General features: G+C 52.8%; 15 protein-coding genes and 1 riboswitch. Of the genes, 7 read left to right on the forward strand and 8 right to left on the reverse strand.

The genetic code is table 11. From position 1 onward, the window contains the following. Positions 1-444 precede the first annotated feature (444 nt). From mqnC to metA, 4 genes are all read right to left on the reverse strand, one after another. Positions 445-1,578: a cyclic dehypoxanthinyl futalosine synthase gene (gene mqnC / locus CGZ75_RS22870; protein ID WP_089526656.1), complete on the reverse strand. Its 1,134-nt coding sequence runs from the start codon at positions 1,576-1,578 to the stop codon at positions 445-447. 317 nt (positions 1,579-1,895) lie between these two features. Then, positions 1,896-3,068 carry a trans-sulfuration enzyme family protein gene (locus tag CGZ75_RS22875; RefSeq protein ID WP_089526658.1) on the reverse strand — a complete coding sequence of 391 codons (1,173 nt, stop codon included), beginning with the start codon at positions 3,066-3,068 and terminating at the stop codon, positions 1,896-1,898. Continuing rightward, on the reverse strand, positions 3,065-4,234 hold the full coding sequence (locus tag CGZ75_RS22880; RefSeq protein ID WP_089526660.1) for an aminotransferase class I/II-fold pyridoxal phosphate-dependent enzyme: 1,170 nt from the start codon (positions 4,232-4,234) through the stop codon (positions 3,065-3,067). Before CGZ75_RS22880 ends, CGZ75_RS22875 begins: the two co-directional genes overlap by 4 nt. A gap of 23 nt (positions 4,235-4,257) precedes the next feature. Continuing rightward, positions 4,258-5,175, reverse strand: coding sequence for a homoserine O-acetyltransferase MetA (gene metA, locus CGZ75_RS22885; RefSeq protein ID WP_089526662.1), 918 nt, complete (start codon positions 5,173-5,175; stop codon positions 4,258-4,260). A 124-nt stretch (positions 5,176-5,299) separates the two neighbouring features. Continuing rightward, positions 5,300-5,413, reverse strand: a riboswitch (SAM riboswitch). 233 nt (positions 5,414-5,646) lie between these two features. Here metA and uraA point away from each other — a divergent pair. Both uraA and corA read left to right on the forward strand, forming a co-directional pair. Next, a complete protein-coding gene (gene uraA / locus CGZ75_RS22890; RefSeq protein ID WP_089526663.1) occupies positions 5,647-6,945 on the forward strand; it encodes a uracil permease in 1,299 nt (432 codons plus the stop codon). Positions 6,946-7,372: 427 nt separating this feature from the next. Beyond that, the gene (gene corA, locus CGZ75_RS22895; RefSeq protein WP_089526665.1) at positions 7,373-8,308 is read left to right on the forward strand and encodes a magnesium/cobalt transporter CorA; all 936 of its coding nucleotides are present in this window, start codon (positions 7,373-7,375) and stop codon (positions 8,306-8,308) included. A 114-nt stretch (positions 8,309-8,422) separates the two neighbouring features. Here corA and CGZ75_RS22900 read toward each other — a convergent pair whose 3' ends face one another. Next, positions 8,423-9,754, reverse strand: a complete 1,332-nt coding sequence (locus tag CGZ75_RS22900; protein ID WP_089526667.1) for an MFS transporter — start codon at positions 9,752-9,754, stop codon at positions 8,423-8,425. A gap of 223 nt (positions 9,755-9,977) precedes the next feature. Here CGZ75_RS22900 and CGZ75_RS22905 point away from each other — a divergent pair, with 223 nt between their 5' ends. The 3 genes from CGZ75_RS22905 (at position 9,978) to CGZ75_RS22915 (ending at position 12,864) form a co-directional block, all read left to right on the forward strand. Then, complete coding sequence (locus CGZ75_RS22905; protein WP_089526669.1) at positions 9,978-10,880, forward strand: LysR family transcriptional regulator; 903 nt, start codon at positions 9,978-9,980, stop codon at positions 10,878-10,880. A 39-nt stretch (positions 10,881-10,919) separates the two neighbouring features. Then, positions 10,920-11,729 (forward strand): histidinol-phosphatase, encoded by an 810-nt coding sequence (locus tag CGZ75_RS22910; RefSeq protein WP_089526671.1) that lies wholly within the window; start codon positions 10,920-10,922, stop codon positions 11,727-11,729. A gap of 250 nt (positions 11,730-11,979) precedes the next feature. Beyond that, positions 11,980-12,864 (forward strand): EamA family transporter, encoded by an 885-nt coding sequence (locus CGZ75_RS22915; protein ID WP_089526672.1) that lies wholly within the window; start codon positions 11,980-11,982, stop codon positions 12,862-12,864. A 32-nt stretch (positions 12,865-12,896) separates the two neighbouring features. On the opposite strand, the gene CGZ75_RS22920 is transcribed toward CGZ75_RS22915, so the two are convergent. Both CGZ75_RS22920 and CGZ75_RS22925 read right to left on the reverse strand, forming a co-directional pair. Next, a complete protein-coding gene (locus tag CGZ75_RS22920) occupies positions 12,897-13,718 on the reverse strand; it encodes a DUF695 domain-containing protein (RefSeq protein WP_089526673.1) in 822 nt (273 codons plus the stop codon). Between the two features lie 200 nt (positions 13,719-13,918). Beyond that, positions 13,919-14,314 (reverse strand): DoxX family protein, encoded by a 396-nt coding sequence (locus CGZ75_RS22925; RefSeq protein WP_089526675.1) that lies wholly within the window; start codon positions 14,312-14,314, stop codon positions 13,919-13,921. Between the two features lie 177 nt (positions 14,315-14,491). On the opposite strand from CGZ75_RS22925, the gene CGZ75_RS22930 reads away from it, so the two are divergent. Both CGZ75_RS22930 and CGZ75_RS22935 read left to right on the forward strand, forming a co-directional pair. Beyond that, positions 14,492-14,800 (forward strand): winged helix-turn-helix transcriptional regulator, encoded by a 309-nt coding sequence (locus tag CGZ75_RS22930; RefSeq protein ID WP_089526676.1) that lies wholly within the window; start codon positions 14,492-14,494, stop codon positions 14,798-14,800. Positions 14,801-15,092: 292 nt separating this feature from the next. Then, on the forward strand, positions 15,093-16,025 hold the full coding sequence (locus CGZ75_RS22935; protein WP_089526678.1) for a hypothetical protein: 933 nt from the start codon (positions 15,093-15,095) through the stop codon (positions 16,023-16,025). A 91-nt stretch (positions 16,026-16,116) separates the two neighbouring features. On the opposite strand, the gene sdhB is transcribed toward CGZ75_RS22935, so the two are convergent. Continuing rightward, the gene (sdhB, locus tag CGZ75_RS22940; RefSeq protein WP_089526680.1) at positions 16,117-16,887 is read right to left on the reverse strand and encodes a succinate dehydrogenase iron-sulfur subunit; all 771 of its coding nucleotides are present in this window, start codon (positions 16,885-16,887) and stop codon (positions 16,117-16,119) included. Positions 16,888-16,897 lie beyond the last annotated feature (10 nt).

The following is a 16,897-nucleotide window of genomic DNA, read 5'->3' on the forward strand; positions in this document are numbered from 1 at the left end:
GCATGCTTTTTTGGGGTTCTTGTAGTTTTTTGATGTAATCAGTAGAACAAGGGTGGAGTGGATGTGGTCATGCACTATTTGTATGATTTTTCACTCAACATGCATTCGGGCCATGCTGATATTTTGGATATTGTACGATAAATCATTCAAAATGGCTGGGCATAGGCGACGAAAGCTGGGCTTTGTATGTTTTATCACACAAAGTGTTGAAAAGAGGCGGCTATAAACCGAATTTTATACGATAAATCGTACAAAAAAAGTTGCGTTGCCCACGGAAGCCGAGTTCAAACCCCAATTTTGGAAAACGTCTCATCCTTATGCTGAGCATCTCAGTACTCTCTAGTACATGATAAAGAAGATACTCTCTCTTCCAGATGACAAAAAACGCTTATTCATCATTAATCCCTCCAAATGGATTAATGATGAATAAGCGTGTAAATCCACCTAGTTCTGCATCACAAAATCGCGTTCCGCATGCTCGCCTTCATTGAACACACGAAGGATACTGTACTTCGTATTGCGCTGAGCAGGAACTTTGCCTACATCACGGATGTATTGCAAAATCAGCTCGATATTAACTTTATGCGTCGTGCCAGCGGCGGATACAACATTCTCCTCCAGCATCGTGCTGCCGAAGTCATTAACGCCGTAGGACAGCGACTGCTTGCCAATATCCGGTCCCATCGTTACCCAGCTGGCCTGCATGTTCGGGATGTTGTCCAGCATGATGCGATTGATGGCAACCATCTTCAAATACTCCTCCGGCTTGGATTTCTCACGCTTGAGGTTCGTATTATCGGGCTGGAACGGCCAGGTAATGAACGCCAGGAAACCTGGCGAAGGATAACCGAGCTCCTTGCACTCGTCTTGCGCTTCGCGAACGCGAAGCATATGCAGTGCGCGCTCTTCCATCGATTCACCGAATCCGTACACCATCGTTGCGGTTGTGTTCATGCCGTTGCGCCATGCCGACTTCATTGTATCCATCCAGTCGGTCCAAGAACCTTTCAGCCGGCTGATCTTGCGGCGCGTCCGGTCGTCAAGAATTTCTCCGCCGCCGCCAGGCAGCGAGTCCAGTCCAGCTTCATGCAGCTGACGCAGCGTTTCGTCCAGAGTCAGGCCGGACAATACCTTCATCTTATGAATCTCTGCTGGAGAGAAGCTGTGCATCGTAATTCCTGGGAAACGATCCTTGATCTTGCGCAGAAGATCCAGGTAGTATTCGAAAGGCAGATCCGGGTTAACACCGCCCTGCATCAGAATCTCGTCGCCGCCTACATCAACCGTCTCCTGAATCTTCTGCAGGATCGTATCATCCGATAGCACATACCCTTCTTTGGAGCCCGGCGGGCGATAAAAGGCACAGAACCGGCAGTAAACATCGCATACATTCGTGTAATTGATGTTGCGGCCGATATTGAATGTTACGATCGGCTCGGGATGCCGGCGCCTCATCAGCTCATCGGCAACCCGCCCCATTTTCTCAATTTCATCCGACTCCAAAAGCACGATGCAGTCCTCAAGGCTAATTCGCTCTCCTCGCAGTGCCTTGTCCAGCACGTGGTCCACTTGTTGCATCCTGCCAGCCTCCCTTCTATAGCGAGGCGACGCGCCGTTCTATGTACCCTGCGCCGCCGCTTCCTGAGTAGTACGTTCATTATTTCACAGCCTATCGTACCATGAACGGAGTCCCATCGTCACGTTGCAATACCATGTCCATTATGGAGCCCGGACGAGTGCGCCGCCGCAAGACCAGCGTAGATCGCCCATTGTGCTCTGTTATGCGGATTTCCTTTTTTAATGCTGCCCCATCCCGCCAAAAGAGAAGCCCGGAGAGCAAAATGCCATCCGGGCTTCAATGATAAAAGTCACAGGTTGCTGGAAGCTCAGAAGTCCTATCGCAGCGCTTGATCCAGATCCTCCAACAAGTCGTCGATATGCTCTAGGCCGACCGAATAACGCAGTAGGCCGTCACCGATGCCACGCTGCGCACGAACTTCCGGCGGCATTGCGGCATGCGACATCATCGCCGGATAGGAGAGGATGCTTTCGACGGCGCCAAGACTGACCGCTACGAGCGGAATCTGCACGCGACTGAGCACTTCTTTGGCACGCTCAGCGTTGCCGACATCAAAGGAAACAACAGCGCCATAACCGAGCGACTGGCGCTCATGAATTTCCCGGCCGGGATGCTCCGGCAGACCGGGATAATACACACGCGCCACATCGCTGCGAGCGGCGAGCCATTCCGCCAGTCGGCGGGCGCTGCGCTCGCTCTGCTCCATGCGCGCCTGGAGTGTTTTCATGCCGCGCATGAGCAGCCAGCATTCCTGCGGCGCGAGCACAGAGCCGAGTCCGTTCTGCAGGGTATAAAGTCGTTTGCCGAGTTCTTCATCATTCGTTACAGCAAGTCCTGCAAGCACATCACTGTGGCCGCCAAGGAACTTGGTCGCGCTATGCAGCACGATGTCAACACCGAACTCAAAAGGACGCTGATGGTATGGCGTCATGAACGTATTATCGAGCATCGTTAACAGCCCATTCTCCTTGGCCCAGGCGGTAACGGCTGCGATGTCCGTAATTTTGAGCGTCGGATTGGATGGTGTCTCCATGAAAACCGCCGCCGTATTGGGCTTGATTGCGGCCTTGACCGCATCTATATCGGTCATGTCCACAAACGTCGTCTCGATGTTCATCCGAGTCAGAATTGTCGTTAGTAGGCGATAAGTACCACCGTATACATCTTCCGTCACGATGACATGATCGCCAGCTGACAACAAAAGGAAAGTACTGGAGATGGCCGCCATGCCGGACGCAAAGGCGAAGCCGCGAGTGCCGCCTTCCAGCAGCGCGATTGCGCTCTCGACCGCAGCCCGAGTCGGGTTGCCGGAACGGCTGTAATCAAACTGCGGCGGGCTGAATATATCATGGTGATGGAACGTCGAGGCTTGCACAATTGGCACGCTGGACGCTCCTGTATGAGGATCGATCTCGGAGCCAAAATGCAGCAGCTTCGTCGCAAAGCGGCGCTCCGAAGCGCCTTTTCCATCTTTGCCTAGTCCGCTCATACGCGCACCTCGCCTGCGATCTCGGCGCGGGCAGCTTCCAGTGCCTGCCCCAGATCGGCAATCAAATCATCAGTATGCTCGATACCTACCGAGAAACGCAGCAGCCGGTCGTCGACGCCGACGGCATTGCGGATCTCAACCGGAATATCGGCATGTGTCTGCACCGCTGGATACGTCATCAGTGATTCAACGCCGCCGAGGCTTTCGGCGAAGGCAATCAATTGGATATGACGCAAAATCGGCTCGACATAACGGGCGTCTTTGACCTTGAAGGAGAAAATGCCCGTATTGCCGGATGATTGCCGATTCTGAATCTCATGGCCCGGATGATCCTTCAGCGCCGGATAGTAAACTTCGGCGATGGCCGGATGGCCGAGCAAATATTCCGCCAGGCAAGTGGCGTTATGCTGATGGCGTTCCATGCGCAGCGCCAGCGTTTTCATGCCGCGCATAAGCAGCCAGGAATCCTGAGGCCCAAGTACCGCTCCGATGGAGTTGTGCAGGATCGCCATTTCGGCGGATAGCTCCTTACCTTTCGTCACAATCAACCCGGCCAACACGTCGTTATGACCACCGAGATATTTGGTCGCGCTATGAATGACGATATCCGCACCAAGCTCAATCGGCCGCTGGAAAAACGGGGTCAGCAGCGTATTGTCCACGATCGTCAGCAGATTTTTGGACTTAGCCCACGTACAGACAGCTTCTACATCCGTAATCATCATGAGTGGATTCGTCGGCGTCTCGATGATAACGGCTTTTGTGCCCTGCTGAACCAACTTGTCCATCGCTTCAAGATCATTCGTATCTACATAAGAGGCGGTGATGCCAAAACGGGACATGATACGCTCCAGCAGACGGTATGTACCGCCGTAAAGATCAAGTGACACGATCAGATGATCACCCTGACTGAACAGAGCGAAGATCGTCTGCAGAGCGGCCATGCCGGAGCTGCAGGCGAAGGCGGCATCGCCGGACTCCAGCTCCGCAGCCGCCTCCTCAAGGACGGCGCGGGTTGGATTTTTCGTCCGGGAATAGTCAAAACCAGTACTTTCTCCCAGGCGGGGATGGCGGAACGCCGTTGATTGGTACACCGGGAAGTTAACCGCTCCGGTTACAGGCTCATTGATGGATCCGATTTGGGCAAGACGGCTTTCAATCTTCATGGGCAGGCGCGCTCCTTCCAAATTTAGATATTTGCTCCGAGATCAAACGGTGTTTGTTGGTAAACATAATAGTTAAGCCAGTTGCTGTACAGCAGATTGGCATGAGCTCTCCACGTGGACAGCGGCTGACGGGACGGATCATTACCCGGGTAATAGTTGGCCGGTAGAGCGATTTCCATGCCCTTGGCGATGTCGCGGTCATACTCATACTTGAGCGTCTCGGGATCGTATTCGGAATGTCCCGTGACAAAAATCTGCCGACCATCCCTAGAGGCGACCAGATAAACGCCAGCATCCGACGATTCCGAAAGGATCTCAAGATCAGAAATGCCTTCGATATCCTCGCGGCGCACTTCCGTGTGGCGGGACTGCGGCACGAAGAACTGTTCGTCGAAGCCGCGCAGCAAGCTGACATTGCGTTTGCTGATCGTGTGCGGATATACGCCGAAAATCTTTTGATCCAAATCGTACTTAGGCACGCCGTAATGATGATAGAGCCCTGCCTGTGAGGCCCAACAAATATGGAATGTCGAGGTGACGTGGCTGCGGCTCCAGTCCATGATGTCTTTGAGCTCTTCCCAGTAATTAACCTCTTCGAATGGCATATGCTCTACCGGTGCACCGGTGATAAGCAGACCGTCAAAATACAGATGGGCGATTTCCTCAAACGTCTTGTAGAACGACTGTAGATGCTGCGACGAGGTGTTTTTGGATGTGTGCGACTTAGGATGCAGCAGTACGGCCTCTACTTGCAGCGGCGTATTACCGATCAGGCGGAGCAGTTGTGTCTCGGTCGTCTCCTTGGTAGGCATCAGGTTCAGAATCGCGATTCTAAGCGGCCGGATGTCCTGGTGGTAGGCAATGCTTTCGTCCATGACGAAAATATTTTCTTCAGCCAGCACTTCTTTTGCCGGCAGATTGTCGGGAACTTTGATGGGCATGTTCGTCACTCCTTCGGTTTGTATTCAAAACGCGGAACGAGAACCGTCAGGGGATGCGACAAAACGCATACAAAAAGACCCCTAGCGCAACAGAGAGGGGTCGTGTATAAAAACACATGCACCTCTCTCATCTCTCAGACATATCCATTACGGCTGTCCGCAAGAATTAGCACCGTGCGTTAATACGCCGGTTGCCGGGCTTCATCGGGCTGGTCCCTCCGCCTACTCTTGATAAGAAAGTTACGTATTCAGTTAACGTTTCGGGTGTTGCTCCCTTCCTACAATAATAGATCGCCCTGCCGCCGTCAAGAACGGGTTGCAGGAAATGATCGGTTCCACTCCAGAATAATCATTGTCAAATGCCTGACGAGCCTGTAGAATAAACACGTTTGTGCCTGCACTCAACTGACTCATTAACACGGCGAATTGTGAGTTCGAGAACTAATCAATCCCTATAAAGGAGCGTCATCTATGAAAAGAGAAATCGGAGTGTTGGAAAGACCGCCTACCGTTCTCGGCTTGCTGCTCAGCCTGCAGCATCTATTCGCCATGTTCGGCGCCACCGTGCTCGTGCCGAATCTGCTCGGCGTAGACCCTGCGGTCTGCCTGCTGATGAACGGCATCGGCACTCTGCTGTACATCCTCATCACCAAGGGCAAAATCCCGGCTTACCTTGGATCAAGCTTTGCTTTCATCGTACCGGCAACAGCGGTAATCACTACCCAAACAACAGGCGGCGGTTATGCGGCCGCACTCGGCGGTTTCATCGCAGCCGGGGTCATCTTCACTTTAGTAGCGATTATCATTCAATTTGCCGGCATTGGCTGGATTAATGTTATTTTCCCGCCAGCTGCCATGGGAGCAATCGTCTTAGTCATCGGCTTGGAGCTCATTCCGGTCGCAGCACGTATGGCTGGCTGGATCAGTCCCGATACATCCAAACCTTGGACGCCTGATCCCGACTTAATCCTGTTGTCCATCACTACGCTGCTCATCACGGTGCTTGGTTCGGTGCTGCTGCGCGGCTTTCTCAAGATTATCCCAATTTTAATTGGCATCGTCGGCGGTTATGCCATGGCGTGGTTAATGGGCTTGGACGGCTCGACTGGCGAAGCTTTGAGCAAAGCTTCCTGGCTTCAATTGCCAGTGTTCACCACACCAGTGTTCGAATGGAGCGCCATTCTAATTATTATACCGGCAGCCTTCGTTGTCATTGCGGAGCATGTCGGCCACCTGAACGTTACGAGCAATATTGTCAAAAGGGATCTGTCCAAAGACCCCGGCCTGCATCGCTCCATGCTCGGCAACGGCGTCAGCACGATTCTCTCCGGCTTCACCGGCGCTACGCCGAATACGACCTACGGCGAAAATATCGGCGTACTTGCCATCACGAAGGTGTACTCCACCTATGTCATCGGCGGCGCCGCAGTCATCGCCATTGTGTTATCCTTCATGGGCAAGTTTTCGGCGCTGGTCGCCAATATTCCGCTTCCTGTCATGGGTGGAGTATCGCTGTTGTTGTTCGGAGTCATTGCCGCCTCCGGCCTGCGCATGCTTGTTGAATCGGGCGTCGACTATAGCCGTCCAATCAATCTGTACCTGACGACGATCGTGCTGGTAACTGGCCTGAGCGGCGCCAAAATCGTCATCGGCGACTTCTCCCTGTCAGGCATGGGCCTCGCGACAGTCGCCGCCATCGTGTTCAGCTTGCTGTTCAAGATTTTTGAAGTGACCGGCTTGTCCAACGAAAAAGAAGAATCCGGACACTAGGCTGCGAAGCCCACTGGTCCGCAGCGTTTCTTTTTTACCGCAACCTGGTCGAAGTGCTTGAATATGCTGTACATAAGCCGGGAACAATGACCTACAACCCCCATTTCCGGAGCCAATTTTCCCGCTTGAGTGTAGCTGAACGGAAGAGTATACTAGACAAGACTTTTATCCCCGTTCGCAAAGGAGTGAAACGCCATGGAAGGCGATAGGCCGAAGCCTGCACCCAAATCTGTACCCGCAAGCCATCACCAAGAAGACGACAAGCCGGATCCCGCCTTGCATGGCTGTTAATCTCTGTCTGCTGAATCACGGGGCGCGCGCCCTCCCGCTGATCTAAGATAGGCGCATTCTCCGCCGACCGGCGGGCCGCCCAGGCCCGGGCATCCGGCTTCTCTTTCGTCTTCTAGACCGAGAGGAGATATGGACCATGAAAATCCGGATGGTCAACAACGGCGTATTCACGCCGGTAGATCAATTGGAAGCAACTCTTTCCCCTCCATTGGAGGGATTTTATTGGATCGACGCGGATGTCGAGGATCTCGCCTATTTGCAGCCGCTTTTCGGCCTGCATGATCTGGCCGTGGAGGACTGCCTCAGCGATGAGGAGCAACGTCCGAAGATCGAGCTCTATGAAGGTCATTATTTTATCGTAATTAGCAGCATTCGGTTTGACGACGAGGAAATATTCCTCCGTGCGCTGAACATTTTTCTTGGACGGCATTATATCATTACTGTCACTAAGCAGAAGATCAACGAGCTGCGCTCGCTGAAGCCTATTTTATGGGAACAAGAGATCGGCCGGCCGGACCGCTTCCTGTATCACCTAGTCGACCTTGTTGTGGATAATTACTTTATCGTCGGCGACCGGATCGAAGCCCGTATTGAGAGCCTCGAAGAGGATATTCTGATGCATACCAAGAAATCTCATCTGAATGAGATTATCGGGCTGCGCAGTGAAATTCTCTGGCTCAAAAAAATGCTCGGACCTCAACGCGAAGTTATCGCCACGCTCAATAAGAAGGATTTGCGGCTGATCGACGACCAGCTCCAGAAGTACTTCAGCGATATTTTGGAGAACGCTGTGAAGATTACGGAGACATTTGACACGTACCGCGACCTGATGGGCAACTTACGCGAGGCTTATCAGTCCAGCCTTTCCAATCGAGCGAATGAGATCATGCGCGTGTTCACGGCGCTTACGACGATCTTCATGCCGCTAACTTTCATTACCGGTATCTATGGAATGAACTTCTCCCATATGCCAGGTGCGAACTTCTATTATGGCTTCTATTTCCTGCTGGGTTTCATGTTTCTGCTCGGCGGCGGCATGTTGTTCTTCTTCCGCAAAAAGGATTGGTTATGAACGGCCCGCGATGTTGTGACGCTACGCTTGCAGAACCTCCAAGCATGGGCAAAGCCCCTTGTACCTGACGCGCTAAAACGCGTCGGCGGCAAGGGGCTTTGCGATTTTATGCTGCTATGCTTGGAGGCCTCCTCCTCCGCCATCGGCCCCAGTGCCACTGCCCGCATCTGGCACAACAAGCGCCGCCTGCTCAGCCCCCCTCTGGAAGTTGACCAGTTGCAGTAGCGCGAAGCCAATTACAAAAAATGCTGCGACCGACAGAATTGCTGCCCGGCTGGAGCCGGTCAGCGTGCCGGTGATGGAAAACACGAGCGGTCCCAGCACGGAGGTAAACTTGCTGCTGAGCGCCAGGAAGCCGAACCATTCGCCCGAGCGGTCGATTGGAACAAGCCTGGCGTACAGCGAGCGCGCCGACGCCTGGCTGCCACCCTGTACGAGGCCGACAAGGAAAGCCAGCGCGAAAAAGTGGGCAGAGCTAGTCATAAAGTAACCAAGCACAACGATGCCCAGATAAACGAGCAGTGAGCCGCTCAGCATCCGCTTCGCTCCGTATCGAGCTACCATTCGTCCGAACAACAGCGTAGCCGGTAGTCCTGTGAACTGCGTCAGCAGCAGCGCCAGGATCAAGTCATCCGAATTAATGCCGATGCCGGCCCCGTAAATGGTGGCCATGACGATGACGGTGCTTATGCCATCGTTGAAAAACCAAAATGCCGCCATATACTTGAGCAGCTCAGGATAATGACGCAGGCTGCGCAGCGATTGCCCCAGCCTGCCGAAGGAAGCTCCCGCCGCGCTAAGCACGGACATGGAACCTCCCTTCTCCTCGGTAGGGCGCGGCTCCTTCCACCGGGTGAACAGAGGCAGCGCGAACAGCAGCCACCAGACGCCGACCGTAGCGAACACGAGCTGAGTTGCCGCTGTTTTACTCGGGAAGCCGAGCCGCTCCCACTGCAAAATCATGAGCAGATTAATCGCTAGCAGCACGCCGCCGCCAGCATAACCATAGGCGTACCCCCGAGCGCTGACGGCATGCCGCTGCTCCTCCGGCACTCCGTCCCGCAGCAGGGCGTCATAAAATGTATTGCCCGTCGAGAAGCCAACGATGCCGAGTACGAGCAAAGAGGAGGCAAATAGCCAATCTCCTTCTCCGGCGAACGCCATCAGCGAGCTTGATACCGCACCAAGAATTGTGAAAGCGACCAGGAAGCGCAGCTTGGAGCGAGACAAATCCGCAGCCGCTCCAGCTAGCGGCGACAGGACGGCGACAAGCAGCATCGCGATGCTCTGCGTGTTAGCCCAGTAGGTTTGGGCGAGGTTTCCTGCGAGGCCGCTGCCGGCAACCGATTCATAATAAACCGGCATGACGGCGGCCAGCATCGTGGTAGCAAAAGCGGAGTTCGCCCAATCGTACCAAACCCAGCCGCGGACCGCTTTTTTGTCCATGGTCATTCCCCCTTTTCCTGTGCGGGCAAGGCAAACTTCCCCATCGTGTAAGGCTTCGCCGCCATATTGCGGATTCCTCCGGCAAGCGGAATCGCTTCTATTATAAATTAAGGTAAAGATATGCTCCCTTTACCCTCGTCATTCACTTGGCTATACTAGAGGGATAGTGATAAAAAAGTCTTATCATCCGAACCTAATCTAATAGGAGCGAGGAGGTACGCCACTGAATATCAGCCAGCTGGAAACCCTACTTATGATCTCCAAAACGATGAGCTTCCGCAAAGCCGGAGAGCTGCTTAATCTGACTCAGCCTGCCGTATCCGCCCAGATCAAAAGTCTGGAAGAGGAGTTTAAAACGGTGCTGGTTGACCGCAATCAGCCGGTCACGCTGACCGATCGCGGCCAGGTGTTTCTGGAGCATTCCACCCGCATATTGGACATAGTCGAGGAGCTGAAGCAGAAGCTGTCCGACCTGAATCATACACCGCAGGGCCATATCGTGCTCGGCACGACGAGCTCCATTGCGATTCAGATCCTGCCTCGCGTGCTGTCCTATTTTCAGGACCAGTTCCCACTGATCAAAACAACCATTCACACCATGCCCTCCGCTCAGGTCATGACAAGCGTGGAGAACGGAAGCGTTGATCTCGGATTGACGTATCTGATCGAAAATAATCCCAATGTGCAGATGTCGACGCTGTATTACGACAACTTCGAGCTTGTCGTTTCTCCAGGCCATCCACTGGCACATCTTAAACATGCCTCGCTGGACAAATTAAGGGAAACTCCGCTCATCATGCTGTCCCCGGATACGCTTGGGCGCCGCTTTGTCGATCGGGTATTCGCCGCGCATGGCATTACGCCGAACATCGTCATGGAGCTGTCCAGCAGCGAAGAGGTCAAACGGATGGTCGAAATCAATCTCGGAGCCGCCGTCGTTTCCAAACAATCGATTGCCAATGAGCTTAGGCTCGGCACACTGCGCATGATCAAGGTAAGTGAGCTTGAGGTTAGCCACCCGGTTGGCGTCGTTTATAAGTCCGGACGTTATGTGAACTCGGCCATGCAGCAGTTTTTGAGCGATCTCAAGGGCATGCCGGAGGCTCAGTTCATCAGCAGCGAGTAGCAGCCACACAAGTGAAATCAAGGGAGGATGCTTGTTCGTATGAAATTTGATTTGCATACTCACCATACCCGCTGTGGCCATGCGGAAGGAAGTATCGAGGATTATATTGTTGCCGGCATCAACGCTGGGCTTGATGTCATTGGCATATCAGATCATTCGCCTTACTTTGGCAGTGAGGACGACCATCCCAATCCAGGAATCACAATGGCACGGAGCTGGCTGCCGAGTTATGTAGATGAGGTGCTGACGCTCAAAAAGAAGTACGAGGGGCGAATCGAAGTCCTACTTGGCATGGAATCGGACTATTTCCCCGAGCATGCTGAGGCGTATCGTACCGCTTACGAGTTATACCCGTTTGACTACTTGATCGGTTCCGTCCATTTTTCGGGTGGCAAGAGCATTTTTAATCGCAATCGCTGGGAAGGATTATCCGATGTGGTGCAAGCGGAGCAAAAAAGGGAATACTACGAGCTGATCCGCCAATCTGCCCTCTGCGGCATGTTCCAGATTCTCGGGCATATCGATGCAATGAAGGGTTATTACCCGGCCTTCTCCGACATCTCGGCTTCCGAAAGCATCGACCTTACGCTGCAGGCTATTGCAGGCAGTCAATCCGCCATCGAAATTAACACCTCGGGCAAAACCAAAACCGTCGGCGGTTGGTACCCTTCAGAAGCGATTTTGGAGCGCGCTCTGCACTACGGCGTGAAGGTCAGCTTCGGTTCCGACTCTCATGTGCCGGCAAGAGTTGGCGATGATTGGGAAGAGGTGCGCAGCACACTGAGGGCAATCGGCTTTAAGGAATGGTTTTTCTATCGGCAGAAACAGCCGGTTTCCGTCCCGCTCTAAGGCAGACCGAACAGAGCAGCTCAGGTTCAAGCAGGCGGAGGTATGGCTTAGAGCCAGCCTGCCGCTTTTTCTTTTTTGGGCAAAAAAAGGGGACCTTCCAGTTGGAAGGTCCCAAAAATATTTATTAAAAGGGGGTCATGCAACTATCATAACCGTTCTTTGTAATAAGGACGTGACAGAAATATTTCATTTGTGTAACAAAGCATTCCTCCGTTACTCGTATTGAACTAGTCCTTCGAAAGGAGAACCTATGCTGACCGAAACTACCTGGCTGCTCATTGCAATCGGCAGCGCCCTCATCTTCGGCTTCGCCGGCTGGTGGATGAAGGTGTCGCAAATGAAAGGCGGCGACAACAACTTCCTGTTGCTTGGCCTGTACATAACTGGTACAGCCGGATTTCTCGTTCAATCTCTGCTGGACGGCGGCTGGAGTTCTTTGGGCAGTTGGCGTTTATGGCTGTTCGGCGCCGTGATCGGAGCTGGCTCGGCTTGGGGCAATATCGTGTTTATGAAGGCTCTGCAGCATGGGCCCGCAAGTCTGACCTCCCCAATTACCAACCTGAACATAATTTTTGTCATTGGCCTGTCGGTATTCCTGTACAGGGAGCCCCTCGGCCTTTGGGAAGCAGCTGGGGTCGGCCTACTGCTTGCGGCAGCAGTGTTAATCGCTATTCGCCCAGCGGAGAAGCTTATGCTCGTCAGCCGGATGTGGTTCTTCTACACGGGAGCGGCAGTGCTCCTGTTCACCTTCCGTAACGGCGGACTCAAGGTTACTGGAGAACTCGGGTTTCCTGCTTCGGCCGTTCTGTTCACTGGATACCTGCTCTCGCTATTCTGGTTCGCCGGAAAAGTCTGGGTTGGACGGAGCCAACATGACACCAGCCGAACCGTCAGCGCCTCAAAAAACATCGGCCTGCAGCTCGGGTTGCTCGCTGGCCTGTTCTCCTACGGTGGCCTGCAGCTGTACGCGCTCGCTCTAGAGACGGGCAAGGCCAATCTTGCCGCTCCGATTTTCGCGACAAACAGCCTTGTCGTGGCGGCCGGCTCGATCTTGCTCTACCGGGAGCGCCTGACAAGACTGCAATGGCTGGCTTTCGTCAGCCTGATGGCCGGACTCATTATGGTGCGATTATAGGCTTTAGAGCCGGCTAAGGTTTTACCTGGACCTTATACCTTGTGGCGTCCGGAAAGGCTCAGCGTGCACAATCGTTTTTTGAGCCATAGCCGGAGCCGGTAAATCGCCGGCTGTTTCATGACGGAGCCCCATCCGTCATACTTGCCGCCGTTGCCTCCCAGCATGCGGTACAACTCGTCAACTCGGCCGTTGACCGTTTCCAGCCGCACATCTTCAAACCGGCTAATGACGAGCGGATAGGGATATTCCGGCTCAGGCTCGCCGCTTTTGCCCTCCTCGATCCGGTAGCCCATCCCTTCCAGCTTCATCCTCATCATCTTGCGTTCATCCGAATCCCGGAACAATAGCCAGTGATACACATTGCGGGGCTGGCGAATGTCATCACCGCGATTGAGCAGTGCATACACCATTTGGGCGTTATGAATTAACAGCTCCTCCAGTGCGTCCGGCAGCATATAGCGGTAAAAGGACCAGTCTGGGTCGGGCTTAGCGTAATAATGAAGGCGATATTCTTGATGTTGGCCAAGCATGGCTTTTAAAGAATTCAGCAAAGCATTGTCGCTAATATAATAATAATATTCCAGCCTTTTCGGCGTGTTAATCCGTCCGATGTAGTTGGCTTCTCCTTCTGCCGATACAGCATCCTCAAGCCGCTGCTCGAGCTTCTCCAGCTCGGCAATCATGCCAACCTTGCTCTTCTGCTGGCTGCGAACTGAGTACAGGTTGATCGTAATCGACAGAAGCTGGCCGAGCCCGGACGGAGGAGCATCTTTTTTCCAGGCGCAATTGACCAGGATCCGCATCTGTTCTTTGGATTCCGACACGCGTTCAAAAAATCCCCAATCATCCGGCATGGAGACACCTCTCTTCCTGGTCTATCGTCGTCGTTTTTCTATTATAGCGAAACCGTCTCGCCATCTCATCCTTTTTTGCCAAGCTTCTTAGTCAAAAGACGAATTTCAACGCAAAAAGTTGCGCCTCCTGCGAATATCCCCTTATTTAAACGAGAAAAAAGGCCCCTCTTGGAAAGGAACCTTAACATCTTCTGCTAGTCTTATAACAAAGCGTCGATTGAATAGTTACCTGCACCGATCAAAGCAATAGCTAGAGCTGCCGCGATCAGAACCAAGTTATACTCGTATCCGTTGGAAGTTACCCACAAGCCATTCGTACCGTGAACCTTGAAGATCGCGACCAGCATCGGCACAATAAGAAGTACCGCCGCAACCCATACCCACAAGCCGAGTGCTAAGAGCACACCGCCAAGCAGCTCTGCAAGTCCTGCAAGAACCGCCATTAGAACTCCAGGCTTAGCGCCTATCGACTCCAGCCAGCCCGCCGTACCCTTAATGCCGTATCCTCCGAACCAACCGAACAGTTTTTGCGCGCCATGGCCGATAAAAAGTAGTCCGATAACAACCCTCAAGATCAATAAACCAACGTCCATCATAACAATTAACTCCCCTTTTATATGACTGAATTGCTTTGCTGCGCTTATCTTATCGTATGTTACTTACATATGTCAAGTACATATTTAAAAGTAATTTAATTGATCAAATAGATCAGCTTCACTTACAATTGAATAGTCATATGTGATACAATAATTGCAACAGAAGGAGTGATACGAATGGACTACTCCACAATGTGCCCCAAATACGAAGCAGCCATCGAGTTGCTCGGCAAGAAGTGGACGGGCTTGATTATCCGAGTATTGCTTGGGGGACCCAAGCGTTTCAAGGAAATTAAGGAACAGATCCCGGAGATGAGTGACAAGATGCTCACCGACCGAATGAAAGAACTGGAATTTTGCGAGATTGTAACGCGCAATGTTTACCCAGAAATGCCGGTCCGCATCGAATACGAGCTGACCGAAAAAGGGCGACATATGGAACCAGTTATTGAATCGATTCAAAGCTGGGGAGAAAATTGGATGTAACCCGCAAACTGCAGCTGCCCTCCGGGCAGCTTTTTTTTTGTTTTATGCAAGGATTTGGCCTAATAGTCCGTGTTCAAAAAGGTCGCCATTCAGCATCGAGAAGGTTGTATGGTGAACACAAGATTCGATGTGGAGTTCGCTTCCTGGTTTACTTCGTGATCAATGGTGGTTTTTTTGAACAACCTCTAATAGGACAACAGTCGAACCATCATCCAGAGTGGAAAAAGACTTGGCTCGGGGCTTATACTAGAAGAGACACTTATACGCGGACAGTGAGGATGAGGGGTGAAGTATGGAGAACGATAAAATCAAACAAGCCTATGCAGAATTGGAACTGAATGAAAACGCCTCCAAGGAAGAAGTCGAGAAAAAATACGACTTGCTGCTTCGAAGGGCGCGCACTCGCCAGCAATCGAGCGGCTCGGCCCAAGAAGGACAAGTCATTCTAGAACGCATCAACGCCGCTTATCGAATCATTCAGGAGCAGGATACCGCTCAGTCTAAGGAAGCTTTTAATGAGCAGGCTTACGGCAAGTACAAGGGCATGGCTGGAACGGCAGAGAAGGTCGACCATTTCTTCAGCTATTATAAATTCCATCTACTCGGCGTCATCGTGCTGATCGCAGCCATCATTTACGGCATCAATACTTATGTGGACAACAAGCGGGAACAAGCTGAGCTCGCGAAGCTCCCTCCTTCGGCGCTGGCTGTTTCGTTTTTCGGAGAGTTTTTCGGCGCAGACGGCAGCAGCCCGGTAGGCGGCGGTATGGATTTGAAGCCTATCGAGGAGAAGCTCGTGAAACGTTTCCCTGAATGGAAACGCACCACGGTCCATATAACTTACATCCCAGGCGACCCTAAGTCGGGCCAGGATATGGCGCTTCTTCAGAAGAGCCTCATCGATTTGATTTCTAATAAGGACGATGTTTATATTCTTGACCGACCGAATTTTGAAAAGCTTGCTCGCGACAACACCTTAATCGATCTCGGCGCACATACAGGTAAGCTCGGCATCACGGCTGAAGACAGCAGAGCCGTCCTATTCCCTACTACCGAAGATCCAACCGAGAAGATGTTCGGCGTCGATGTATCAAACAGCCCGCTCATCAAGAGCTTAGGCGTCGCAGGGCGTACTTATATCGCCGCCATCCGCAGCGACTCAAAAAAGCTGGACAACTCTCTCCAGCTGATCCAAGCCGCTGTTAGCGACACCTCCGCACCTTGATGACTCCAACGGCTCTGCTATAGAGGGTACAAAAAAGCCCACCTGAACGCCGCTTGAGCAAGCGGTGTTCGGGTGGGCTTAATATGTTGGTTTAGAAGCTCAGCCAGTTCTTGAACAGCTGTGCTGTTGTATCGCGGTTGATTGCAGCGATGGAAGTCGTGAGCGGAATGCCTTTCGGGCAGGAACGCACACAGTTCTGCGAGTTGCCACAGCCTTCGATGCCGCCATCCTCCATAAGCGTCTCCAGGCGCTCGGCCTTGTTCATTTCGCCCGTTGGATGGGCGTTGAACAGGCGAACCTGGGAAACGGCTGCCGGACCGATGAAGCTAGAACGATCATTGACGTTCGGGCATGCCTCGAGGCAAACGCCGCAAGTCATACACTTGGACAGCTCGTACGCCCATTGACGCTTCGTCTCTGCCATACGCGGGCCAGGTCCGAGATCATACGTGCCGTCGATCGGAATCCACGCCTTAACGCGTTTGAGCGCGTTGAACATCCGCTCGCGGTTAATAACGAGGTCGCGCACAATCGGGAACGTGCTCATCGGAGCGACGCGTACCGGCTGTTCGAGCTTGTCGACCAGCGAGCTGCACGCTTGACGCGGCTTGCCGTTGATAACCATGGAGCAGGCTCCGCATACTTCCTCAAGGCAGTTGGACTCCCAGCACACCGGAGTTGTCGACTTGCCGTCGGTCTTCACCGGATTACGCTGGATTTCCATAAGCGCTGAGATGACGTTCATATTGGAACGGTACGGAATCTCGAACTCCTCGGTATAAGGAGCCGCTTCCGGCGAATCCTGACGGGTAATGATGAACTTAACCATTTTGCCCGCTTTGGTAGGTGTCTCTGTTGCCATTGTCGTTCTC

It is taken from the genome of Paenibacillus herberti (genome assembly GCF_002233675.1).
In the GTDB taxonomy this organism is placed as follows: Bacteria; Bacillota; Bacilli; order Paenibacillales; family Paenibacillaceae; genus Paenibacillus_O; species Paenibacillus_O herberti.